Genomic DNA, 23669 nt, shown 5'->3' with positions numbered 1-23669 from the left:
AAGTGTGACAACATTTAATAATGCGAATTACTCTTTTTTGGTCTTTCCTGTCGAGGTCGTTTGGCCTCCGCGCTCAGGGGGCGGAGACCGGCATTTTTTGGACGAGAATGAGGCTGGATCCTGATGCCGCTGGAGGGTATGCTGAGTCGGGTGATGGTCTTGCACCATCCCACCAAGCGTACTGAAGTTGATGATTCGGATGGCATGCTGGCTCCCATGAGGAACCAACTGTCTGGGTAACATTTTTGGAGTTTGATGATGAGTAACAAAGAACATCACAACGGCAAAGATGCCAAGAAAAAACCGCAGATGTCACTGAAAGAGAAACGCGAAGCCAAACGTCAGAAAGCAGAACTGAAAAACGGCAGCGCAATGAAGTAACGCTCCCCTACTGCTGTTCCTTCGGAGCCAGTACAAAGCCAGCCCTTACCGGCTGGCTTTTATGTTTGTGTATGTTTGTGGCTCACGGCGTGGCGCCGTAAGCCGCGAAAATCTGGTGATAACGACCATCCTGACGCATCGCCTCAAGGCGCTTATCAAACAGATTGCGGGCATCGGCCGTTCGGAAGGCAAAGTGATAGACGGTGGGCGGGAAGAGGTCTGCTTGCCTGACCTGATTGCGCTCGTAGTGCTCGCCTGCCTGGGCGGTGGCAATCAGCTGGTCAAGGTAGTAGTAGAACACCCGCTCCTCCAGTACGACTGCATCTACCCTGCCGCGCATCAGCTGATGAACCTGCACCTGCTGCTTGGCTACCTCCTCATAGTGGGGATTCTGGTTGGCCATGGTGGCGAACGCGCCCCCCAGAATGATCCTTGCCCGTTGAAAGGCGGTAACCCGTTTTGAATGCAGGTCGTCCAGAGTACTGATATGGGTGCTGCGCAGGGTGAAGATCCGGTTATGAAAGGTGATAACGGGCTGGGTCAGAACGTGAGGATCAACCATACCGGGTCTGACGTTGATGATGGCATCCAGCTTTCCTGATTCGAACAGGCGGAAGGTGCGCTCCAGCGGCAGAAATTCAAAGCTGGGTTCATAGCCGCTGCCAGCGAACGCCTCTTTCAGCAGATCCAGCTCAATGCCACGCTGATTACTTTCGATGACATAAGGGGGGATGGCAAAGCTGACCCCGACCTTGAGTGGCGTTGCCAGCAACTGGCCGGAGAGCATGCTGGTCAGCATTAGCAATAAAGGGGTGAGCAGTTTCATTGCACTTTTCACAAAGCGCTCCTGTGGAGAATATCCATCACTGTAGGGGAGGCAACCAAAAAGCGTTATATCCCTTTCGGGTTGAGAGGTTCAGCCTGAGTGCATAAAAAAAGACCCTGAGTTATCAGGGCCTTTTCAATATTCTGTTCTTAGAACGGGATATCGTCGTCGAAATCCATCGGCGGCTCGTTATATACCGGCGGCGCAGATTGCGGCTGCTGGGCAGGACGGCCATAACCGCCTTGCGGCTGCATATTCTGCTGCGGAGCCGGTGCCGGGCGCTGCTGATTCATCGGCTGCTGGGCAGGCATGCTCTGCTGCGGCTGACCCCAGTTACCCTGGGATTGGCCACCCATGTTCTGGCCCATGCTCTGACCGCCTTGCGGACGACCACCCAGCATCTGCATCACGCCAGTGAAGCTGTCGACCAGCACTTCAGTGGTGTAGCGCTCCTGGCCGCTCTGATCCTGCCATTTGCGGGTCTGCAGTTTGCCTTCCACATAGACCTGGGAGCCCTTCTTCAGGTACTCGCCAGCCACTTCGGCCAGCTTGCCCATGAAGACGACGCGGTGCCATTCGGTACGCTCTTTCTGCTCACCGGTCTGCTTGTCGCGCCAGGTTTCGGAGGTAGCCAGAGTAATGTTGGTCACAGCACCGCCACTCGGCATGTAGCGTACTTCCGGGTCTTGCCCGAGGTTACCGATCAGAATGACTTTATTGATGCCTCGACTGGCCATAATCTCTCTTCCACCTTATTTACCGGCCAGGTCGAAACCTGGTCCAACACGACTAGATACCTGATTAGTTGCTGTGTGCGGGGCGCAATGTCCCGCAGACGCATGTGACGGTCATAGTAACAGTTGCGAAGCGGATTGGCAGCATCCTTAACCGGCTTGATGTGCCAAAGGTAACTGTTGGCTCCTGCTGTAGTGATGGTCGGGTTGCTGCTGTTTCCGGCGCGTCCGGCATCACATTTCTGCCATATATTCCTGTTATGCTGGCCGATTGGCGAATTGGAATCGGTTTTTAAATCGACTAAAAACATATGGTTACGATATTTATGAGATCCATTCTCATACTTTTTTAATATTGTGCTCCCATACCTCCTTGGTAGACTCAGTCGGCCAGATTAGGTGGTTTACAGGTTCAAGGAAGAGCACACAATGAAAGCCGCATGCCCGATCGCACTGGTCACTGAAAATAATGTGCAGGCCAGCACATTTGCTGCATACCTCATCTCTCATTTGAGCCGTCCCGTCCAGCTAATCCACGAGATTAATCAGCTAGATAACCAGTGTGACGGCACGCTGTTTCTCATCGATCTCGACTATATCCGCTCTGGCCAGTCACTGGGCTGGAACCGGGCGATCTCCGAACGCTTTGGCATGGCGACCACTGTGCTGCTCAATGCTCCCACTGCGACGGATCGCGACCTGCTGCTGATGTGGCCGCAGATCTGCGGTCTGTTTTTCCGTCAGGATCCGCTCGACAGACTGGTTGCCGGGTTGCAGAAAATCCTGTTGGGCGAGTACTGGATGCCGCGCCACCTGCTGTGCGAGCTGGTCGAATACTATCGCCAGGGCAACAGTTATCTGCTGCGTAACGACACCCTGCTGACCGCCAGAGAGCAGGAGATCATCCGTTATCTGATGACGGGCGCCTCCAATGTCGAGATCGCCGACAGCCTGTTTGTCAGCGAGCACACCGTCAAATCCCACCTCTATAACGTCTTTAAAAAGCTGAATGTGAAGAACCGGATCCAGGCGGTGAGCTGGGCCAAAGAGTATCTCGATGCTCCGGACTCCCACTGATGAAAGCGCTCTCTCTTACGTGTTGCCTCGCGCTGCTTTGGGGCTGCACGAGCGTTGTGGCGGCCGAGGCTGATACACCGCTGGAGTCGGTACAGCCGGAGCAGGAGAGTGACCGGCTGGATGTGGATGGTCTGGTGCTGGACCGCACTTTTACCCGCTTCGGTCAGGGCTTTTATAACGAATTTACCCGGTTGCGCAGCGATGAAGACCCGGATGCCAGAGAAAATCTGACGATTCATGAGCGCCCGACAGCCCGCTGGGGCAGCCTGATCTGGATCACCCATAACCGGAAGGTGATTTTTAAAACCGCGCTCTCTCCCGGCCGCAATCAGCAGGAGCAGAGCGCCAAACTGGCTTGGTCACAGGTCAGGCAGACCCTCGAACAGCAGAAGATCGCGACCCTGTTCATGGATACCTTCGATTTGGAACATGATGAACTATAAGGATATTTCTCATGCGTGCCCGGTTATGGCTAGTTGCAACACTGATAGCGCCAGCGCTCCATGCGTCGGAGCTTGTCTATCGCCCCGTCAACCCCAGCTTTGGGGGTAACCCTCTCAACAGCAGTCATCTGCTTGGCACCGCCAATGCGCAGAATGATTACAAGGATCCCGCCAGTAGCAGCGGTAGCAGCGGCACCTCGGCGCTGGATCGCCTGACCTCCAACCTGCAATCCCGCCTGATCAGCCAGCTGTTGGCCGATATCGGCAAGGATGGCAGCCAGAGCGGCAGTCTGGTGACCGATGATTTTGCCATCAATGTGGTGGATGAAGATGGCACCCTGGTGGTTTCGATCACCGACCGGGTGACCAACCAGACCACCATGATCGAAGTGAATGGCCTGATTGCCGACTGAGGGCGCGATGAAACGACAACTGTTATTGATAGTGCCCCTGCTTGCGCTGGCTGGCTGTGCGACCCATATCGGCTCACCCGTTGCCGATGAGAAGGCAACCCTGATGCCGCGATCCGTCTCTTACAAGGAGCTGATCAGTCTGCCCAAGCCAAAAGGGAAAATTGTCGCGGCCGTCTACGATTTTCGCGATCAGACCGGTCAGTACCTGCCTGCACCGGCGTCCAACTTCTCCACGGCGGTCACCCAGGGTGGGGTGGCCATGCTGAGCACGGCCTTGTGGGATTCCCAATGGTTTGTGCCGCTGGAGCGGGAAGGGCTGCAGAACCTGCTGACCGAGCGCAAGATTGTGCGGGCGGCCCAGAACAAGCCCAACGTTCCCGGCAACAATGCCAATCAACTGCCCTCTCTGGTTGCCGCCAACATCCTGATCGAGGGGGGGATAGTCGCCTATGACAGCAATGTGCGAACCGGCGGGGCGGGGGCCAAGTATTTTGGCATCGGCGCCAGCGGGGAGTACCGGGTCGATCAGGTGACGGTCAATCTGCGCGCCGTCGATATCCGTTCAGGCCGGATCCTCAACAGTGTCACCACCTCCAAGACAGTACTGTCGCAACAGGTGCAGGCCGGGGTATTCCGCTTCGTCGAGTACAAGCGCCTGCTGGAGGCCGAGGCCGGTTTCAGCACCAATGAACCGGTACAGATGTGTGTTATGTCGGCTATCGAGTCCGGGGTGATCCGGTTGATCGCCAATGGTGTGCGGGACAATCTGTGGCAACTGGCCGACCAGCGGGATATCGACAATCCGATCCTGCAGGAGTACCTGCAAGACAATGCCCCGCTACTTTGATTTTTTTCCCGCTCGTGCAATGCCCTCCCTGGTGGAGGGCATTTTTTTGGCCTCCATCGAATACGAATTAAGACTTTCTGCTCAGCGACAGGGCGGCGCTTTTCATCCTCGAATCAGCGGAGTGCCTGATAGGCCGCCTCTGGTCTGACAGGGATACTGTGGGCGTTTTCCAACAAGGCGATGGCGCGATGAAACACCTGTTGAGTGCTCTCTTTTTTCTGCTGATATCGGGCGCCCCGCAACTCGCCGCAGAGCCTGCCGTCTTCGACGAGCTGGCGATGGCAAGCGAGCTGGATTCCGGTCTGCAGAACGATGGGAATCAGGCGCTGTTGTGGCAACTCGGTAGCGAGCAGCAACTGCACCTCACCCAGCAAGGGGAGCTGAATCAGGCGCGTCTGCTGCAACAGGGTTGGGCCAATGAGTTGTCGCTCTCCCAGGTGGGAGATGAGAACTGGGTCAATGGTGCGCAACTGGGCGAGGGCAATAGCGCCGAGCTCTATCAGGCGGGCATCAATAACCGGATTTGGCTGCTGCAACAAGGCAGCGGCAATGAAGCCTGGATTAGTCAGCAAGGGGCAGACAATCAGGCCCGGGCGATCCAGCTGGGTGATGGCAATCAGGCCAGCATCGAGCAAAACGGTAACGGATTGGCGGCAACCGTTATTCAGACGGGAGCCAATCAGCAAGTAAATGTCGTTCAAACCAACTGAGCCTAGGCTCAACCATTAGCACGAGAGGGAAATCATGTTTAAACGTACCATCATTGCCTCGGCAGTTCTTCTGGCGACCAGCACCGCTTGGGCGGCATCTACTGGTAACCAGGCTACGGTGAACCAGGCCCTGAGCGGCAATAACGCCACCATTAACCAGGTAGTGGGAAGCGTCGATAACAAGGCGAGCATCGATCAAGCTGGTAACAACAACACAGCTGTTACCACGCAAAAGAATACCGGCCAGTCAGATGCCGATACTCGGCAGGTAGGTGACAGTAACGAGGGTTACATCTTGCAACAAGGTGACACTAACCTCTCCAAAGCCTCCATCGATACAAAGGGGAACGACAACTTTGCTGATGTGATTCAGCAATTTGAGAATGGCGGTGCGGTTGCCGGGGTTGTGCAGGATGGGGATCGCAACGACGCCAAGATCAAGCAAGATAATGGTGACTTAGCTGACTCCAGGATCACTCAAATCTCGGATGATAATCGGGCTGTCATTGACAACCAGATATCCGATTTCGCTCGGGCGAGTGTACAGCAGCTAGAAGGTGGGGCTCACCAGGCTGACGTGACCCAGACAGCGGCTGATGGAGCCAACGCCGAAGTGGTACAACGTGGAGAGAGCAATATCACCAAGGTGCTGCAGGCAACCGGTAACTATGACTATGCACCGGCGGAAGGAACATCTGCAGTGGTGACTCAGAGTGGTTCTTTGAACAATGCAGATGTCACTCAATACGATAGTGCCAACGTAGCGACTGTTGAGCAAAGTGGAACCGGCGGTAAGGTGGTGACCCTGCAAAAAGGATCTGATGCCGGGGAGGGCAACCACCTGCTGGCCAAACAGTCTGGAACCGGGGAGCTTGCTGACCTGACACAGGATGGTAATCGCAACCGGATTGAGACCGACCAGCAAGGTACTGGCAATGATGCCTTGATCAACCAGACCGGTGATGACAACAAGGCTGTGGTCAACCAGTTAGCCAGCAGTACCGATGGTGTGGTCACCATTGATCAGGTAGGCAATGACAACTATGCCAATGCAGTGCAAGAGGAGGGTAGTCGCAACAAGGTCGATATTGACCAGAACGGCACTGGCAACCAGGTTGCCGCCGCGCGTGGCGTGGAGGGTAAAGGAGCCTGGACCTGGGGCTCGGACAACGAGCTGGTCGTTGCTCAGAAAGGCACTGACAACTGGGCCTATGCCGATGCGTCTCACTCTGAGTCTGTGGTCAAAGTGAGCCAGGATGGTGAGCTGAACAATGCCAAGGTTGAGTCCTACTTGGGTAGCAAGAACAAACTCACCGTGACCCAGAACGGCGCTGAGCACGAGGCTAATGTCTACGTCAATGCTGGGGTTGGTGGGGGGCGCAACACCGTTGATGTGGTGCAAAACGATAGCTTAAATACTGCCAATGTGACCGTATTGGGCAGCGATAACCATGCCTATGTCTATCAAGGGGCTGGTAGCAACTGATGGTCATCTCCGGATTCAGGGGCCTGCGGGCCCCTCTTTTATTGGTGCTGCTCTGTGGGTTGATGCTGGTTCATCGCGTCGCGTCCCCAACAAGCGCCAGGGAAAACGAGAGGGAGCCCGATCCGTCGATCTGCTTGTCCCTCAATATGGCGCAGAACGAGCAGGGGCTGTCACTTGCACCAACGCTGCTCAGCAAGCGCGACGCGACGGTGAGTGTCAGGTTGCTGGTACGCAGCGAAGGGGCGGTCGGGCGCAGCACGCAACAGCAGAGTCGTACTCTGTCGCTGCGGGCGGGGGAACTCAGGGAGGCGGGTAATATCGGCTTGGGTCTGCGCTGCCCCTATCGGGTCGAGGTGACCGCCCAGATCTGGCAAAGTGAGCGGCTGCTGCAGGAGAAAAGGGAGCAGATGGCCTGTCCGGGATAAGGCGCATTTCATCCCGCAACTGTCTATTCATCCAGTAGTCTCTATGCCATACTGACCCGCTCAGGTTTCCGTATCGAGCGTGCAACAAGATGGAAAAGATCGTGGTCCGGGGTGCTCGCACCCACAACCTCAAGAACATCAATCTGACCCTGCCCCGCGACAAGCTGATCGTGGTCACCGGCCTCTCCGGTTCGGGCAAATCCTCTCTGGCGTTCGATACCCTCTATGCCGAGGGGCAGCGCCGCTATGTGGAGTCCCTCTCCGCCTATGCCCGCCAGTTCCTCTCCCTGATGGAGAAGCCGGACGTCGACCATATCGAGGGGCTCTCGCCCGCTATTTCCATCGAGCAGAAGTCTACCTCCCATAACCCGCGCTCGACCGTCGGTACCATCACCGAAATCTACGACTACCTGCGTTTGCTGTTTGCCCGGGTCGGTGAGCCGCGCTGCCCGACTCACGCCATTCCGCTCGCCGCCCAGACCATCAGCCAGATGGTGGATCAGGTGCTGGCCCAACCGGAGGGGAGCAAGCTGATGCTGCTGGCCCCGGTGGTGCGCGATCGCAAGGGGGAGCACACCAAGCTGCTGGAGAATCTGGCGGCCCAGGGCTACATCCGTGCCCGTATCGACGGCGAGGTGTGCGACCTCTCCGATCCTCCGACTCTGGAGCTGCACAAGAAGCACACCATCGAGGTGGTGGTGGATCGCTTCAAGGTGCGCGAGGACCTTGCCTTGCGTTTGGCCGAGTCGTTCGAGACGGCGCTGACCCTCTCCGGCGGCATCGTGCTGGTAGTGCCAATGGACGGGGAGGAGGGGGTTGCCCCCATGACCTTCTCCGCCAACTTTGCCTGCCCGGAGTGCGGCTACTCCATGTCGGAGCTGGAGCCGCGCATCTTCTCCTTCAACAATCCGGCCGGTGCCTGCCCGACTTGTGACGGCCTCGGGGTGCAGCAATATTTCGATCCGGCCAAGGTGATCGGCGATCCGGCCATCAGTCTGGCCAACGGCGCCATCCGTGGTTGGGACAAGCGCAGCTTCTACTACTTCCAGATGCTGAAATCCCTCTCCGAGCACTACAAGTTCGATCTGGAGACGCCGTGGGAGGATCTGCCGGTCAAGACCCAGGAGGTGATCCTGCGCGGCTCCGGTCGCACCGAGATCGAGTTCCGCTACATGAACGATCGCGGCGATGTGGTGGTGCGCAAGCACCCGTTCGAGGGGATCCTGCACAACATGGAGCGACGCTACCGGGAAACCGAGTCCAACTCGGTGCGTGAAGAGCTCTCCAAATACATCGCCAACAAATCCTGTACCAGCTGCGGTGGCAGCCGACTGCGGGAAGAGGCGCGTCACGTCTTCGTCGACAACCGCAACCTGCCGGCCATTGCCGAGCAGTCCATCGGTGATGCACTGGCCTTCTTCGAAGGGTTGAACCTCACCGGCCAGCGCGCCCAGATTGCCGAGAAGATCTTGAAAGAGATCGTCGAGCGGCTTGGCTTCCTGGTGAATGTGGGTCTCAACTATCTGAGCCTGTCCCGCAGCGCAGAGACCCTCTCCGGTGGTGAAGCGCAGCGGATCCGGCTGGCCAGCCAGATTGGTGCCGGTCTGGTGGGGGTGATGTACGTACTGGACGAGCCCTCCATCGGTCTGCATCAGCGCGACAACGAGCGGTTGCTCAAGACCCTCACCCATCTGCGCGATCTGGGCAACACGGTGATCGTGGTGGAGCACGACGAGGATGCCATCCGCCTCGCCGACCATGTGCTCGACATCGGCCCGGGGGCTGGCGTGCACGGTGGCGAGATTGTTGCGCAGGGCACTCCCCAGCAGATCATCGACAATCCGGAATCGCTGACCGGTGACTATCTCTCCGGTCGCAAACAGATCGCCATTCCGGCCGAGCGCACCCCGCTCACCGGCAAGTGGCTAAAACTCAAGGGGGCGAGCGGCAACAACTTGCGCAACGTCAATCTTGATCTGCCCATCGGAGTGATGACCTGCGTTACCGGCGTCTCCGGCTCCGGCAAGTCGACCCTGATCAACGACACCCTGTTCCGCATCGCCCACCGCGAGCTCAACAAGGCGACCGAGTCCACCCCGGCACCCTATCGCAGCGTCGAGGGGCTGGAGCATCTGGACAAGGTGGTGGATATCGACCAGAGCCCCATCGGTCGAACCCCGCGCTCCAACCCGGCCACCTATACCGGTTTGTTCACTCCGATCCGCGAGCTGCTCTCCGGCACCCAGGAGGCGCGTTCGCGCGGCTACCAGCCGGGCCGCTTCTCCTTCAACGTGAAGGGGGGCCGCTGCGAAGCGTGTCAGGGGGATGGGGTCATCAAGGTGGAGATGCACTTCCTGCCGGATGTCTACGTGCCGTGCGACGTCTGCAAGGGCAAGCGCTACAACCGCGAGACCCTGGAGGTGAAGTACAAGGGCAAGAACATCCACGAGATCCTCGAGATGACGGTGGAAGATGCCCGCGAGTTCTTCGATCCGGTGCCGGCGGTAGCGCGCAAGCTGCAGACCCTGATGGACGTGGGCCTCTCCTATATCCGTCTCGGCCAGTCGGCCACCACGCTGTCGGGCGGCGAGGCGCAGCGGGTCAAACTGGCGCGTGAGCTCTCCAAGCGGGATACCGGTCAGACCCTCTATATTCTGGACGAGCCGACCACCGGGTTGCACTTCCACGATATCCAGCAACTGCTCAAGGTGCTGCACCAGCTGCGGGATCGCGGCAATACCATCGTCATCATCGAGCACAACCTGGATGTGGTAAAAACTGCCGACTGGATCGTCGATTTGGGACCGGAGGGAGGCGCCGGTGGTGGCCGCATTCTGGTGACAGGGACGCCGGAAGAGATTTGCACCAATAAAGAGTCTCATACAGCTCGTTTTTTACGACCGCTATTGGCGCGATAAGCCGTTATAATCGAGGGGCCTTTGGCCCCTTTTTGTTATAAAAATCGGGAGCATAGGGGGAAGCTCGTCAAGTGTGGGCAGGCTTGGCATCTCAGCATCATGGTAATGGATATATCGGGTTATGGCTCAGGCTCCGCGTACGATTGATCATCAGTTGGCTTACTCCATGTTCCCCATCTGGCTGGGGGCGATCCTGCTATTGCTGGTCCTGCTGGCGTGGGCCCAGATCCCGGCTGCCAGCCGGATTGAAGAACAGCGAATGAAAGAGCATCTGCTGCGCGTGACCAAGGCGGTGCAGGCGGATGTGGCAGCTCTGGACGCATTCAGTCGGGATTGGGGCATCTGGGATGACAGCCATCGTTTTATGGACAACAAAAGCAGGGGGTACATCGAATCCAACCTGTTCAGTGATATGCCGATGCGGGATTTTAGTCTCAACCTGATGAGCTTCATGGATCTCACCGGCTACGAAATTTGGACGCGCACCCTGCTACCCGATGCGCCGGGGATCAATCCGGATCAGTTTCCCTACTTCCTTGATGAACTGAAAAAGCAGTTAAGGGCGCGCTCGGTGGCGCAAGGGGGCATCAATCTGCACGGGATCCGTGCTTCCCAGTGGGGGCCGCTGATGTACTCGTGGCAGCCGATCAGAAACAGTGACGAGTCGGCTCCGTTCAACGGTTTCTTGCTGGTTGTACGTTGGCTCGACAAGGCCTACCTCGAGCAGGTATCGGAGCGTACCGCGCTGCCACTGGCGATCTCCCACGCCAATCTGGATGTCACCGCTACCTTCAAACCACTGAAACCGCAAATAACGTATCGCCTGATCGACCTTGGGCTGACCCGGCTCAGGGGAGAGGTGCGACTGCTCAACAGCGATAACCAGCCGGTGCTGACTCTGGTGATTGAGGAGGAGAGAAAGATCTTGAGTGGCGTCATGGAGGGGGCGCTCTGGACCTTTATCGGCATGCTGTTTATCAGTTTTATCTGCGTCATGATCGCCATGTACCGGCTCAACAGCATTGTGCTCACCCCGTTGCAGCAGCTGGTGTCGGCGCTGCAACGCTTTGGCGATCGGCCAGATGCCACCTTGATCCCCTATATCGACAGCAGCGCCGAGATGGCGACCCTGAGCGGCAAGTTCAAGGAGATGGCCAGCAAGGTCAGTCAGCAACACGATGATTTGTTGGAAAAATCCAGCCAGATGGAGATGGCTGCATTCACCGACCCCTTGACCCGTTGTTTCAATCGTCGCTATCTCGATGGTTGGTTGCAGGCCAACCGGGCCAAACCTTGTCTGTTATTGCTGCTGGATCTGGATCATTTCAAGCGGATCAATGACCGCCTTGGCCATGACATCGGGGATCTGGTGCTGAAACAGTTGGCGGATCTGCTGCGCAAGGTGGTGACAGGAGAGCGCGAGCCTATCATCCGGCTGGGCGGGGAGGAGTTCTTGTTGCTGTTGCAGGTGGATGACGAGCAAGAGTTGGCGCTGCGGGTCGAATATCTGCGCCAGCGTGTCGCTCAGCACCGCTTTGGCAAAGAGGATGCGCCACTCTGGTTGACGGTGTCGCTGGGGTTCTGCCGCTATCCGTTGCACCCGGAGTACCCGGATTCATTCTGGAGTCATAGCTTCAAACTGGCGGACATGGCGCTGTATCAGGCCAAAGTCGGCGGGCGAAATCGGTGGTTTGGCTACGCTGGTAGCCTCTCTGCGGAGGGCATGGGCCAGACTCCGGAACAGCTTGCCGAAGGGGGGCATATCACCCTGCTGCACTCTGTCAATCCGGATTAACCCTGCCGTACCAATACCAGATAGGCCAAGGCGACAATAAAACCGAGCAGGATAAAGAGAAAGGATCCGATTCCCCACACGGCCGCGAGAAAGGCCCCCACCTTTTGCCATTTCGACTCATTTTTCATAAATAAACCATTACTTCCCAGTAACTTGTATGGCGCAAAAAATACGCTGATTTGCCCATATTAACAACAATTAATAGCCACTCTGCCGCGCAATAAGGTGTGGTTTATTTGCTCCTTTTGGCGCTGGGTGCGGGTAGTTACAACCTGTCGAAACAGGTATTTCGGCTTGTTGTCTGGGGACTCAACGAGATTGGGATGGCGCGCAAAGATGCCACACCAATCGATTTATTTCTGTGCAACCTTTGCTCCAAGTCAATAACTTTGCATTTACAAGGGCATATAGTCAGCGGGCTTACAGCATCAAATGAAAACAAAAAAAGGGATTACGTGATGAAAAAATTACTTCCTCTGATGATTGCCGCTGCAGTGACCTCTCCTTTCGCCATGGCCCATCAGGCTGGTGATATTCTGGTTCGTGGTGGTTTGGCATTTGTATCGCCGCAGGAAAGCAGCACGCCTGTAGAGCTGGAAATTAATGACAACATGCAATTGGGATTGACTCTCTCTTACATGATTACTGATAACTGGGGTGTCGAATTGCTGGCTGCAACCCCCTTCTCTCATTCAGTCAAACTGGGTGGCGCTGAAGTTGCCAAGATCAAGCATTTGCCGCCGACTCTGATGGGTCAGTACTATTTTGGCGATGCTCAAAGCAAGGTTCGCCCGTATGTCGGTATTGGCGTGAACTACACCACCTTCTTTGATGAAGAGGGCCGTGGTGCATTGGCCGGGACCGATGTCAAAGTCGATGACTCCTGGGGTGTTGCCGGACAAGTTGGTATCGATATGGCGATCACTGACCGCTGGTTTGTCAACGGTTCAGCCTGGATCATGGATATCGATACCGATGTGCATACAGCGATTGGCACCATTAATACCAAGGTCGACCCGATGGCCTTTATGGTGGGTGTTGGCTACCGCTTCTAATGATTCTGATTGCGGTTCTGAACGGACCGCGGAAGATAGCAAAGTACGTCTCTTTCAGCCCGGCTTGTGCCGGGCTTTTTTCATATGGCTGATTTTGTCTGTACTGTGATCCAACCCGATACAAATCAATTAAATACCTGCCGCTTTATTTCAGTTATTCGCCACCCCTGCCGATAGTGACTATGTTCACTTTACCTTCCCCCAATGAGTGAGGATGTCTCCATGGGCTTATCTATCGTGCAGCGGATCATCGCCGGATTCGTGTTGATGCTGCTGTTGCTGATCCTGCTTGGTGTGATCAGTACCTTTAAAATCAAGGGTATAAATGACGGCCTCTCTGCCGTATCTGACCGGGCAACCCCGCTGGTGGTGGCTGTCGCAGGTCTCAAGGGGGCATTGCAGGATAGTAACCGCTGGGTGCTGGTCTACCGCACCAGTGAAGATGCTGCCCAGTTGCCGCAGTTGGCCAATCAGTTCAAGGAGCAACAGAACCGCTTCGCCCAGCTGAGTCAGGAGATGGGTAAATTTACCGACGTAGCGGATGCTCGTGCCCGCTTCCAGCAGGTCGAGAGTGCTACCACCCAATTTTATGGCTTGGCGGATCAGGTGTTAGCCCAGCATCGGCAGTGGGTCAGTGCACTGGAGCAGCGCCACAAGCTGGAGATGGAATTTATCCGCCTTGAGGATACCTACCAGTGGGCGGCGGATTTGCTGCTGCAACAGACCGCCAGCAAGCGCTCCATGCGCAACAAGGCGGAGCTCATTACCTCGGGTATCGCCCGCGATCTGAAGAATATCCGCCGTGCCGATGCCAAAACCGACCTGAACGAGCTGGAAAAGGTGTTGAGCAAGGACATCGAGATGGCCCGCAAGCGGTTGGAGCGGGTGCTGGTGCCCGATGATGTGAAAGCGCGCTTTGTCTCCAATCTGGATCGGATGCAGGAGCTGGCGCTCGGCGCTCAGGGCTTGTTGGCGACCATGCGTCAGGCTCAGCAACTGGCGCTGTCGCTGGCCACGCAAAATCAGCAGCTGGATGCCAGTCTGGTCAACAGCCTCAATTTGCTCGATGAGATGGGCAAGTCTGCCGGAGCCATCGCCAGCGATAGCCGGATCAATGCCGATGCAGCGGTCAGTAGCGCCAGCTTCTGGATCCTGGTGGTTGCCGCGATGTCGGCCGCTGCGGCGCTGGTGATCGGTTATACCACTGCGCGCAGCATTCAGCGCCCGTTGCAGATGATCAATAAGGAGCTCGATTACATGGCGGCCGGCGACATGACCCGCCGCATCAACTACCGCAGCAGTTGCGAATTTGGCAGCCTTTCCCGCTCTATCGATACGCTGGCGGGCAAGACCGGCGAGCTGCTCTCTCAAATCAATGCAGGCTCCCGCCATCTGGTGGATGAAGCGAGCCGCGCCGCCGAGATCAGCGAACGGGCCATGTCCCGGGTACAAGAGCAGAAGAGCCAGACCGATCAGGTGGCCGCCGCCATTACCGAGCTGGAAGTGAGCGCCACCGAGGTGGCCCGCTCTACCGATGGCACCAAGCGGGAAGTGGATCTGGCCGATGAAGAGGCTCGTAGTGGTCGCCAGAAAGTGGCCACCACTCGCCGGATCACCGAGCAGTTGGCTGGCGCCATGGAGGAGGCGGTCGGCATCACCTATAAGCTTGGGGAATTCAGCAACAACATCGGCAGCATTCTCGATGTGATCCGCAGTATTGCCGAGCAAACCAACCTGCTGGCCTTGAACGCCGCCATCGAAGCGGCCCGTGCTGGCGATGCAGGTCGCGGTTTTGCGGTGGTGGCCGATGAGGTGCGGGCACTGGCCAATCGCACCCAGACTTCGACCGAAGAGATCCAGGGGATGATTGAGAACCTGCAAAGCTCCAGCAAGCATGTGGTTGAAGTGATGGGGCGTAGCCAGGAGCAGACCCAGAGCTGTGTCGAGCAGACTCGCGAGATGGATGTGGCGCTGCAATCCATTGCCGATCGGATGGGTGCCATCAAGTCGATGGCGGATCAGGTGGCCCATGCCGCTCAGGAGCAAATCTCCGTCAGTCAGGGGGTCGCTCGTCATATCGCCGGTATTGCCGATGTGGCATACGAGACCGAGCGGGAGGCGCGCGAATCCGCCAGCAGCAGTGAAGTACTGGCCGACTTGGTCGCCAAACAGCAGCAATTGATCGCACATTTCAAGGTCTAGGAGGGCTTATGTCTAAAAAGTGGATTGGAGCCCTGAGTCTCCTGTTGTGTGGCCAGTTGATGGCCAGCGAGCTGGTGATTGAAAGCTGGCGAACCGATGATAAGGCGTTGTGGGAGCAGAAAATCATCCCGGCCTTTGAAGCGGCGCATCCCGGTATCAAGGTGAGTTTTCATCCGGTGCAGAACGTCAACTACATGCCCACCCTGTGGGAGAGCCTGAAAGGCGGTAAGGCGGGGGATCTCATTACCTGTCGTCCGTTTGATGACTCGCTCGCCCTGTTCAAGGCGGGTCATCTGGCCGAGCTGACCGAAATGGCAGGAATGGAGAACTTCCCGAGTTTTGCCCAGTCACCCTGGCAGACGGATTCCGGTGCCCAGACCTTCTGTGTGCCGATGGCCTCGGTGATCCATGGCTTCTTCTATAACAAGAAGATCCTCAGTGAATTGGGGGTCACCTTGCCGCAAACCCGCGATCAGTTCTTCGCCGTGCTGGACAAGATCAAGGCCGACGGGCGTTATGTGCCGCTGGCCATGAGCGGTTCCGAGAGTTGGGTTGCCTCCGAACTGGGGTTCCAGAACATTGGTCCCAATTACTGGAAAGGGGAAGATGGTCGTCTGGCTCTGATTGGTGGGCAGGAGCGGTTGGATAACCCCCAATATGTGAAGGTGTTCGACGAGCTGGCCCGCTGGCGTTCCTACCTCGGTGAAGGTGGCGAGAGCCGCGATTATGCGACCAGTAACGAGCTGTTCACTTCGGGCAAGGCCGCCATCTACGTGGCGGGCTCCTGGGAGATTGCCCCCTTCACCGGCAAGGTCGATTTTGGCGTCATGCGTCCGCCGGTGGCCAAACAGGGTGATGGCTGTTTCTTTACCGACCACACCGATATCGGTATGGGGATGAATCCGGCCAGCAAGAATAAAGAGGGTGCAATGGCTTTCCTGCAGTGGCTGACGACGCCGCAATTTGCCGAGCTCTATACCAACTCGCTGCCGGGATTTTTTTCACTCTCCAACCACTTCTTCGATGTCACCAATCCGGCGGCCAAAGAGATGATGGAGTGGCGCGATCAGTGTGACTCGACCATTCGGGTGGCGACCCAGATCCTCTCCCGTGGTACGCCCAAGTTGGGGGATGAACTGGCAGAGGTGAGTCAGGCTGTGTTGCTCGGCAAGATGGAGCCCAAGGCTGCCGCGGATCGACTGGAAAGTGGCTTGAAGAGCTGGTATGCCCCTCATCAGGGCAACAAGGCCAAGAGCGCGGATTGTCAGTGTGATGCGGTTGCCCCTGCCCCTGCCCCTGCTTCGGCTTCAGCGCCAGCGACTGAGGTGTCCGCAGCTCCCGCGGCCAGTGAAACATTGGCCGTGGTGTCACCTACTGTGACTCCCACAGAACCCGCATCAGCGGCCGCTGCACCATTACCGGCGCAGTCGGATGAGGTGGAGCAGGCGCTCTCCAACGAGTTGGAAGCGCCACAGCAGCCACAGCAATAGGTCATCGGCATCAATAAAAACGGGAGGCATCAGCCTCCCGTTTTTTATGGCTCGCGGCCAGCAGGTATCGCTTTATTGTGCTTCGTGGGGCCAGCGGCAGAGGCTGCCGATGCGAGCAACCGGGACAAACCCCAGAGAGCGGTAAATGCGCTGGGCATGGTAGTGCTCGTCAGCCACTATGATCAGCTGTTTGGCGCGGGACAATCCTGCGCGAGCCACTTGACTCAGCAGCTGGCGGCATAATCCCTGGTTGCGCCACGCATGGTGCGTGCGTACTAACTGGAAGCGCCCAAGTGTGCCGCAGAAGAAGAGGCCACAGCTGGCGACCAGTTGCCCCTCTTTCCAGATCCCCCACCAGTCCCCGAGACCATCGGCAATCATGGCCTGATAGAGCGCCTGGCGGGATCGCAGATAGGGGAGATAGCTCTGTTCCGAGTGCCCCTCATCCCGTTCATTGAGTTCGAAGTCGAGCCACTCAGGCCAATCAGCAGTAGTGAAGGTACGTGCCTCAACCTTGTTCATGTCGTCGTGAGGGGGTGGGCAGCTCTGCTCATCCAGCGCCAGCACCACACACTCCATATATTGGTATCCCGTTGCGACAAAACCGGCGATCCGGCTGTTTTGCCCGGCTGCCAGTGGCCATTGGAAGGTGCGGTGGCGCACTCGAGGATCCTGGCCGATCAGCTGATCAAATGTGGCTTCCAGCCAGCCTTTGTCACGGTCGCTAGGCGGGGTGGGGAGTAGCAGGTAGTTGCCGAAGTAGTAATCGGGAGCATCCGGCGTGCGAACCGCCCAGAACTGATCGTGCTGAACAACCTCGCCCTGATAGCGATCGAACAGCAAGTCGGTGGCAAAGCCGGGGTGGGTATCCATGATGGTGCTCCTGCAAAGACTCATTCTGTTATCGGCAGGAGTGGGAAATAGATGAAAAGGGGCCGGAGAAACCTCCGGCCAAACAATCACACGCAGATTCAGAACGTCCAGGACGATCTGCCCCCATCATAACTCGACTGGGGCAATTTTGGGATGGGCACTTTTCGGTTACGTACCGTTAATTTTGTAAATATGACGTTCGTCAGATCGGATGTGAGGTAAATCCCTGTTGACTTTGTATCGTTTTACTCATAAATATAAAGACGTTTAGACGTCCAAACATCCGTTTTGACGTAAGAAGATGGATTGCAGGACAGGGAGAAGAGCAGATGGGATTTCACAGTGCACGTCAGGTTGAGGCGCTCAACCAGAGCTTGGCAGATTTGAATGGCGATATATCGGTCAGTTTCGAGTTTTTTCCGCCCAACAGTGAAGGGATGGAGAATACCCTCTGGCAGTCCATCGAACGGCTGAAGGTACTGGAACCCAAGTTCGTCTCCGTCACCTATGGTGCCAACTCCGGTACCCGTGATCGCACCCATAAGGTGATCAAGGACATCAAGGAGCGGACCGGCCTGATTGCGGCGCCGCACCTGACCTGTATCGATGCCAGCCGCGACGAGCTGCGCACCATCGCCCGCGACTACTGGAACAGCGGTATTCGTCATATCGTGGCTCTGCGCGGTGACTTGCCGCAGGGGCTGGAGAAACCGGATATGTATGCCACCGATCTGGTTGCCCTGCTCAAGTCAGAGGCTGACTTCGATATCTCGGTTGCCGCCTATCCGGAAGGTCACCCGGAGGCCAAGAGTGCGCAATCCGACCTTCTCAATCTCAAGCGCAAGATCGATGCCGGTGCCAACCGCGCCATCACCCAGTTTTTCTTCGATGTGGAAACTTACTTGCGCTTCCGGGATCGCTGCGCGGCCATCGGTATCGATGCCGAAATCGTGCCGGGGATCCTGCCGGTCTCCAACTATCAGACCCTGGCCAAGTTTGCCGGTTTTACCAACGTGAAGATCCCGCGCTGGATGCATCAGCGTTTCGAGGGGCTGGATAACGATCAGATGACCCGCAATCTGGTGGGGGCGAGCATCGCCATCGATCAGGTGCGCGTGCTGAGTCAGGAAGGAGTGAAGGATTTCCACTTCTATACCCTGAACCGCTCCGAGCTGACCTATGCCATCTGCCATACTCTGGGGGTTCGTCCCAAGGGTTGACCGGTGGTCACCGCGATAAAAGCAAAAAGCCAATGAGTTGCTCATTGGCTTTTTCGTTATGGCCGATTATCAAGGTCTGGTCGGGGCGATCTCTTTTGGCTCAAGATCGATAACCGCATTACCGGCAGCCCCCGGATACTGGCGATAGACCTGATCCTCTTCCAGTGTGTAGAAGGTATCCAGATAGTCGTCGTTGTTGGTCATCCAGGAGTCGGGTAGCGCCTTGACGATGCGACCGCCGAGATCGAGGAAGGGCAGGGCTTCCGGCACGCCACCCGCGGTAAAGCCGAGTTTGAGGGCTTCAATCAGCAGAGCGCTCAGCTCCTTGTAGTTGACGTTGTCATCCTGCTCCATCATCACCACATCGACGGCACCCCAGCGATAGCGATCCCAGTAAACCAGGATCTGGTTGGGGGTGTAGTCTGTGTTGTCATAGTCGAGGTAGGGCATGTCGACAATATCGACTACTGGCTCATCCCGACTGGGATTGACCCCTGCGACCACCGCATACACTTCGGCTGCGCCGAGCAGCCAAGGCTCCTGATCATCCTTCAGTCTGATCTTTTTCAGGATACTGGTCTTGAGTGGCGCCGTGCTGGCCGCCACTCGCGGAGCGCTTTGCAGATCCGCATCGGCCAGCGCCTTGCGCATCACCTTCAAGCCTGCGTTTTTGGCTTTGACGGGATCGGCTTCGACTACCAGAACCGGCCGGGCCGGTGCCTTGTCCACATCCAGATAGACGGGATTGCCAGCGCGGTCGAACGCTTCAATGGCGCTCCAGCTCTTCTCATCCCCACTTGGAACATAGGCGACCAGCGGTTCGACGCCCTGCTGCAGTGCTGCGGCCTGATCGGTGTTGGCCAGCCTCAACTGCATCAGTTGCTTGACCTCGCCATCCAGTCCTTGCCGGCTGATGGCTGCCTGGTTGGCATCGCTCGCCTGCCGTTTAAGGCGCGGGCTGGCCTTCTGCAGCAGGTTGGGAAGCGGGCTCTGGTATTGCTGATTGCTCAGCAGGGGCAGCAGGTTTTTCTGCTGAAGTGCGAGCTGGCGAGCCAGCTCTCGATCCGTATCGGCAGCCTGGACGCTTGTAGCACCCAGTATGGCCAGTAGTAACAAGACAGCCTGATTTTTCATTTTTATTCTCCGTTGCATGGAACCTGACAGGGCACCATGTCCGGGAAGATTGGTGCCCTGACGCCACTAGAAGGAAATTAGTTTCACTTGTGAATCATTTTATCTGGATAGTGTGCAGAGGTTCACGGTTTGAGGTTCAATTGATTCCTTTGTCGATATAATTGGAACTGATAGATAGCCAGACCAATCAGCAGACCCCAGCAGGCTGCCGCGATGCCGAGCAGGCTGATCCCGGACGCGGTAATGATAAAGGTGAGCAGCGCAGCTTCTCGCGCTTCATCCTCTTGCAAGGCCGAGTGCAGGCTGCTGCCGATGCTGCCTAACAGGGCCAAACCAGCGACGCAGGTGACAAGGGCTGCCGGAAAGGCGCTAAACAGGGCTGCGACGGTTGCGCCGAAGCAGCCGGTCAGGAGATAAAAGCAACCCGCCCATACCGCAGCTGGCCAGCGGCGCCTGGTATCCGGGTCGACCTCTTTGCCCATGCAGATGGCGGCAGTGATGGCGGCCAGATTGAAGGCATAGCCGCCAAAAGGAGCGAGCAGCAGGCCAGTCAGGCCAGTCCAGCTGATCAGCGAGGAGGTGGAAGGCTGATAGCCGTGGGCCCGCAAGATGGCAATTCCCGCCATGTTTTGCGATGTCATGGTGACAATGAACAGCGGCAGCGCGATGCCAAACAGAGCATCAAGGGAGAAGGCTGGCCATGTCCAGACCGGGCTGGCGAGTTGCCAGTGAAGGGGGCCCATTTGCAAATCCCCCCGCACGCTGCAGATCAGCATCCCCACTCCCAGTACCAGTACCATGGTATAGCGGGGCCAGAGATGACGCCCCAGCAGGAAGGTCAGCAGCAGGGTGCCAAGCAGCAAGGGATCTTGCGGGGCGACCTTGAACAGATCCAACCCGAATTTGAGCAGCACGCCAGCCAGCATGGAGGCGGCCAGTGGAGCCGGGATATGTTTCATCAAACGGTCGAACCAGCCGCTGATGCCACACAGAGTGATCAGCAGGGAGGAGATCACAAAGGCGCCGATCGCTTCCGCCAGAGTGAAGTTGCCCAGCGTGGTGATCAGCAGTGCCGCGCCCGGTGTGGACCAGGCGGTTAGTATGGGTATGCGGTAATAGAGAGAGAGGCCGATGCAGCTCACCCCCATGCCGATCCCCAGCGTCCAGAGCCAGGAGGCGACTTGAGCAGTATCAGCACCTGCTGCCGTGGCGGCCTGGATGATCAGGATAACGGAACTGGTGTAGCCGACCATCACGGCGATAAAGCCTGCGACCAGATGGGGGAGTGCGAAGGGCATGACTCTTCCTCTTGGCGTTGTGACGCGCTGTGCGTTATTACGTACAATACAGCTTTGACTATATCGCTGTGCGCCATAGCGCACAAGGCGCATCGTGTAAGAGTAATAAAGAGGCAGTTATGCAAGAGATGAGTCAGCATCTGGCTGCTCGACTGAAGGGGCTGCGCAGCGAGCGCGGCTGGAGCCTGGATGCCGCTGCGCGCGAAACGGGTGTCAGCAAGGCGATGCTGGGGCAGATTGAGCGGGGAGAGTCCAGCCCGACAGTGGCGACGCTGTGGAAGATAGCCACCGGTTTTCGAGTCTCATTTTCCAGTTTCATTGAGCCCACACCCGCAGTGCAGGCAGAGGTGCTCTATCGCACCGCCGATGCCATTCGCCAGCAGCCAGCGGGAGAGGGCATGCAAGTGGCACCGCTCTTCCCTTATGAAAACCGGTTTGGTTTCGAGTTGCTTGAGCTGACCCTGTTGCCGGGTTACCAGCGTGAATCCGAGCCCCATGAGCCGGGAGTGACCGAGCATGTCATCGTCATCAGCGGCATGATGGAGGTGCTGGTGGAAGGGGAGTGGCGCTCATTTGAGCAAGGGGAGGCGGTGCGTTTTGCTGCCGACCGTCCCCACGGTTATCGCAATCTCGGCATAGCCCCGGCTATTTTCCACAATTTGATCCACTATCCGGTGGCAACACCCTGAACACGTTCCGCAGTCATTAACCCGGACGACCATCTGCTCTGGGGCGGATCAGTATCGGGGTATAGACCCAGACAAACAGACCATAGGCAGCGATCCAGGCAAGCGCGCTGAGGTTCCAGCCATGCAGGGTATAAGCAGGCCAGAGCAGGGGAATCACCACCCGCATTGTGGCGGCGGCGATAACCAGTGCGAATGCGCCAGTGATCCTGCGTCCCACTTGCAAGGCCCGACCGCTATGGCCGAGGGAGACTCGCGCAATCATGCCCAGGATCATGGTGCCCATACCTCCTGCGCTGAGCAGGTGACTGGCCATCGACAACGTGATGGGCAGACCCGCGCTATGTGCCGCAAGGGAGAGCAGGCCAAGAGGGATAAACAGATAGGCGAGATGGAGTGACCACAGCAGGGGATGCGCAAGGGTCGATGGCAGATGCCAACGTAGTTGCCGCCACAGATGCAAACTCGCCGCCACTATATAGAGAGGCACTATATATATGCTGGTGACCCATTGGGTGGGGAGTAACAGCCAGCAGAGCAAGATAAGCCACAGTGTCGCGAGCGCAGTCCGTTCCAGCCAGAGTAGAGGTGCAGCTTTCTCCTGACCGGTTGCTCGGGCGGTGAAGAACGGAATTACCCTTCCCCCCATCACGGCGATCAGGGTGGTAAACAACAGCACAGTGGTGATCAATAGGTGCTCAACGGTGGTCCAATCGGCCTGCCATAACCAGCTGGCACCATTGAGCAAGGTCAGTATCAGCAACAGGGGCACGAAGAAGAGGTTGCGCCATTGCCGGGTTATCAAGATAGGCTTGGCAAGGAACCAGGTGCAAAGCGGCAACCAGAGCAGGTCTGCCACCATCAGGAGCGTATTCTCTTCACCCAGCCAGGGTAACAAGGTCCTTGGCAACATCCACAACCCCACCACCAGCGCCAATGGCCAGCTCCGAACACCGGGATGGGCCGTCCAGTTCTGCACCGCGGTGAGCAGAAAACCCGCGACGATGGCCGCCCCAAAACCAAACAGCATTTCATGACCATGCCACCAGATCGGGTTGGCAATCCCTGGCAAGGTTAGCCAACCGTTGATCTGCCCCAGCCAGAGCAACATGGCGACGGCAGCAAACAGAGCCCCGAACAAGAAGAAGGGTCGGAACCCCAAGCGGAACAGCGGGACGATTTGCTCTTCCTTATGGCTATCGAGGATTTGATGCATGAGGGTATTCCAATTGAACATTTGAGATGGCAATTATAAATTGGCTTTTCAAATGTTCAATTTAAATCCGGCAATAGTCAAAATTGATGCTATTTCGAGCAAAAAAAAGAGGTGCTTGCTTGATATCTGAGCGAACGAACTTTTTTGATGAAAAAGCCCTTGTCATCCCGGCGCGGCTCCCTATAATGCGCCCCTACCAGCACGGCGGAACACGCCAAACTGATGAGCCAGCTTCCTAGCGAAGTGGGCGCCGAAAGAAAAGCGAAAACAATCGCTTGACTTTCGAAGTGAGGAGCGTAATATGCGCCTCCTCAACGCGACAAGCGTGACGCTCTTTAACAATTTGAATCAAGCAATCTGTGTGGGCACTCACAGCATCGAACATCAAAAACAATTTTTGATTTTCAATGTCTGGTGAAGTGACCAAGACGATTTCTTAG

At 57.0% G+C, this 23669-nt stretch carries 21 protein-coding genes; 15 read left to right on the top strand and 6 right to left on the bottom strand.

All coding sequences use genetic code 11. From position 1 onward, the window contains the following. Positions 1-255: 255 nt before the first annotated feature. Entirely contained in the window at positions 256-381 is a 126-nt protein-coding gene (locus tag ACB042_RS13780; RefSeq protein WP_019445191.1) for a hypothetical protein, read from the top strand. An 82-nt stretch (positions 382-463) separates the two neighbouring features. Here the strand turns inward: ACB042_RS13780 and ACB042_RS13775 are convergent, their stop codons facing one another. Further along, positions 464-1207 (bottom strand): ABC transporter substrate-binding protein, encoded by a 744-nt coding sequence (locus ACB042_RS13775; protein WP_270820893.1) that lies wholly within the window; start codon positions 1205-1207, stop codon positions 464-466. A gap of 149 nt (positions 1208-1356) precedes the next feature. After that, positions 1357-1944, bottom strand: coding sequence for a single-stranded DNA-binding protein (locus ACB042_RS13770; protein ID WP_252657137.1), 588 nt, complete (start codon positions 1942-1944; stop codon positions 1357-1359). A 426-nt stretch (positions 1945-2370) separates the two neighbouring features. Between ACB042_RS13770 and ACB042_RS13765 the strand changes: the two genes are divergently transcribed. The 12 genes from ACB042_RS13765 (at position 2371) to ACB042_RS13710 (ending at position 16802) form a co-directional block, all read left to right on the top strand. After that, on the top strand, positions 2371-3018 hold the full coding sequence (locus ACB042_RS13765) for a LuxR C-terminal-related transcriptional regulator (protein WP_042080923.1): 648 nt from the start codon (positions 2371-2373) through the stop codon (positions 3016-3018). 56 nt (positions 3019-3074) lie between these two features. Next, positions 3075-3461, top strand: a complete 387-nt coding sequence (locus ACB042_RS13760) for a curli production assembly/transport protein CsgE (RefSeq protein WP_013723429.1) — start codon at positions 3075-3077, stop codon at positions 3459-3461. 11 nt (positions 3462-3472) lie between these two features. Beyond that, on the top strand, positions 3473-3874 hold the full coding sequence (locus ACB042_RS13755) for a curli assembly protein CsgF (protein WP_371178572.1): 402 nt from the start codon (positions 3473-3475) through the stop codon (positions 3872-3874). A gap of 7 nt (positions 3875-3881) precedes the next feature. Further along, positions 3882-4721 (top strand): CsgG/HfaB family protein, encoded by an 840-nt coding sequence (locus tag ACB042_RS13750; protein WP_005355003.1) that lies wholly within the window; start codon positions 3882-3884, stop codon positions 4719-4721. A 188-nt stretch (positions 4722-4909) separates the two neighbouring features. Further along, positions 4910-5431 (top strand): curlin, encoded by a 522-nt coding sequence (locus ACB042_RS13745; RefSeq protein WP_042063497.1) that lies wholly within the window; start codon positions 4910-4912, stop codon positions 5429-5431. A gap of 34 nt (positions 5432-5465) precedes the next feature. Then, entirely contained in the window at positions 5466-6917 is a 1452-nt protein-coding gene (locus tag ACB042_RS13740) for a curlin (RefSeq protein WP_042080926.1), read from the top strand. Between the two features lie 146 nt (positions 6918-7063). After that, positions 7064-7342, top strand: a complete 279-nt coding sequence (locus ACB042_RS13735; RefSeq protein WP_338773603.1) for a hypothetical protein — start codon at positions 7064-7066, stop codon at positions 7340-7342. An 89-nt stretch (positions 7343-7431) separates the two neighbouring features. After that, on the top strand, positions 7432-10260 hold the full coding sequence (uvrA, locus tag ACB042_RS13730) for an excinuclease ABC subunit UvrA (protein ID WP_064341415.1): 2829 nt from the start codon (positions 7432-7434) through the stop codon (positions 10258-10260). Positions 10261-10381: 121 nt separating this feature from the next. Further along, a complete protein-coding gene (locus ACB042_RS13725; RefSeq protein ID WP_371178571.1) occupies positions 10382-12055 on the top strand; it encodes a diguanylate cyclase in 1674 nt (557 codons plus the stop codon). A 458-nt stretch (positions 12056-12513) separates the two neighbouring features. Beyond that, a complete protein-coding gene (locus ACB042_RS13720) occupies positions 12514-13110 on the top strand; it encodes an OmpW family outer membrane protein (protein WP_021231644.1) in 597 nt (198 codons plus the stop codon). Between the two features lie 222 nt (positions 13111-13332). Further along, positions 13333-15312, top strand: a complete 1980-nt coding sequence (locus tag ACB042_RS13715) for a methyl-accepting chemotaxis protein (protein ID WP_158110950.1) — start codon at positions 13333-13335, stop codon at positions 15310-15312. An 8-nt stretch (positions 15313-15320) separates the two neighbouring features. After that, positions 15321-16802: an ABC transporter substrate-binding protein gene (locus ACB042_RS13710; protein WP_371178570.1), complete on the top strand. Its 1482-nt coding sequence runs from the start codon at positions 15321-15323 to the stop codon at positions 16800-16802. Between the two features lie 72 nt (positions 16803-16874). Here the strand turns inward: ACB042_RS13710 and ACB042_RS13705 are convergent, their stop codons facing one another. Further along, complete coding sequence (locus ACB042_RS13705; protein WP_371178569.1) at positions 16875-17675, bottom strand: GNAT family N-acetyltransferase; 801 nt, start codon at positions 17673-17675, stop codon at positions 16875-16877. 329 nt (positions 17676-18004) lie between these two features. On the opposite strand from ACB042_RS13705, the gene metF reads away from it, so the two are divergent. Further along, on the top strand, positions 18005-18895 hold the full coding sequence (metF, locus tag ACB042_RS13700) for a methylenetetrahydrofolate reductase (protein WP_005340191.1): 891 nt from the start codon (positions 18005-18007) through the stop codon (positions 18893-18895). Between the two features lie 69 nt (positions 18896-18964). On the opposite strand, the gene ACB042_RS13695 is transcribed toward metF, so the two are convergent. Together ACB042_RS13695 and ACB042_RS13690 are read right to left on the bottom strand one after the other, a co-directional pair. After that, positions 18965-20029, bottom strand: a complete 1065-nt coding sequence (locus ACB042_RS13695; protein WP_371178568.1) for a DUF3103 family protein — start codon at positions 20027-20029, stop codon at positions 18965-18967. A 122-nt stretch (positions 20030-20151) separates the two neighbouring features. Next, positions 20152-21327, bottom strand: coding sequence for a benzoate/H(+) symporter BenE family transporter (locus ACB042_RS13690; RefSeq protein ID WP_371178567.1), 1176 nt, complete (start codon positions 21325-21327; stop codon positions 20152-20154). Between the two features lie 119 nt (positions 21328-21446). Between ACB042_RS13690 and ACB042_RS13685 the strand changes: the two genes are divergently transcribed. Further along, positions 21447-22016 carry a helix-turn-helix domain-containing protein gene (locus ACB042_RS13685; RefSeq protein WP_368176712.1) on the top strand — a complete coding sequence of 190 codons (570 nt, stop codon included), beginning with the start codon at positions 21447-21449 and terminating at the stop codon, positions 22014-22016. A gap of 16 nt (positions 22017-22032) precedes the next feature. On the opposite strand, the gene ACB042_RS13680 is transcribed toward ACB042_RS13685, so the two are convergent. Then, positions 22033-23229 (bottom strand): NnrS family protein, encoded by a 1197-nt coding sequence (locus tag ACB042_RS13680; RefSeq protein ID WP_371178566.1) that lies wholly within the window; start codon positions 23227-23229, stop codon positions 22033-22035. Positions 23230-23669 lie beyond the last annotated feature (440 nt).

It is taken from the genome of Aeromonas sp. S13(2024) (genome assembly GCF_041402405.1).
GTDB classification, from domain to species: Bacteria; Pseudomonadota; Gammaproteobacteria; order Enterobacterales; family Aeromonadaceae; genus Aeromonas; species Aeromonas veronii.
Note: the sequence above shows the minus strand (reverse complement) of the source record. Positions and strands in the feature narration are given on the sequence as shown.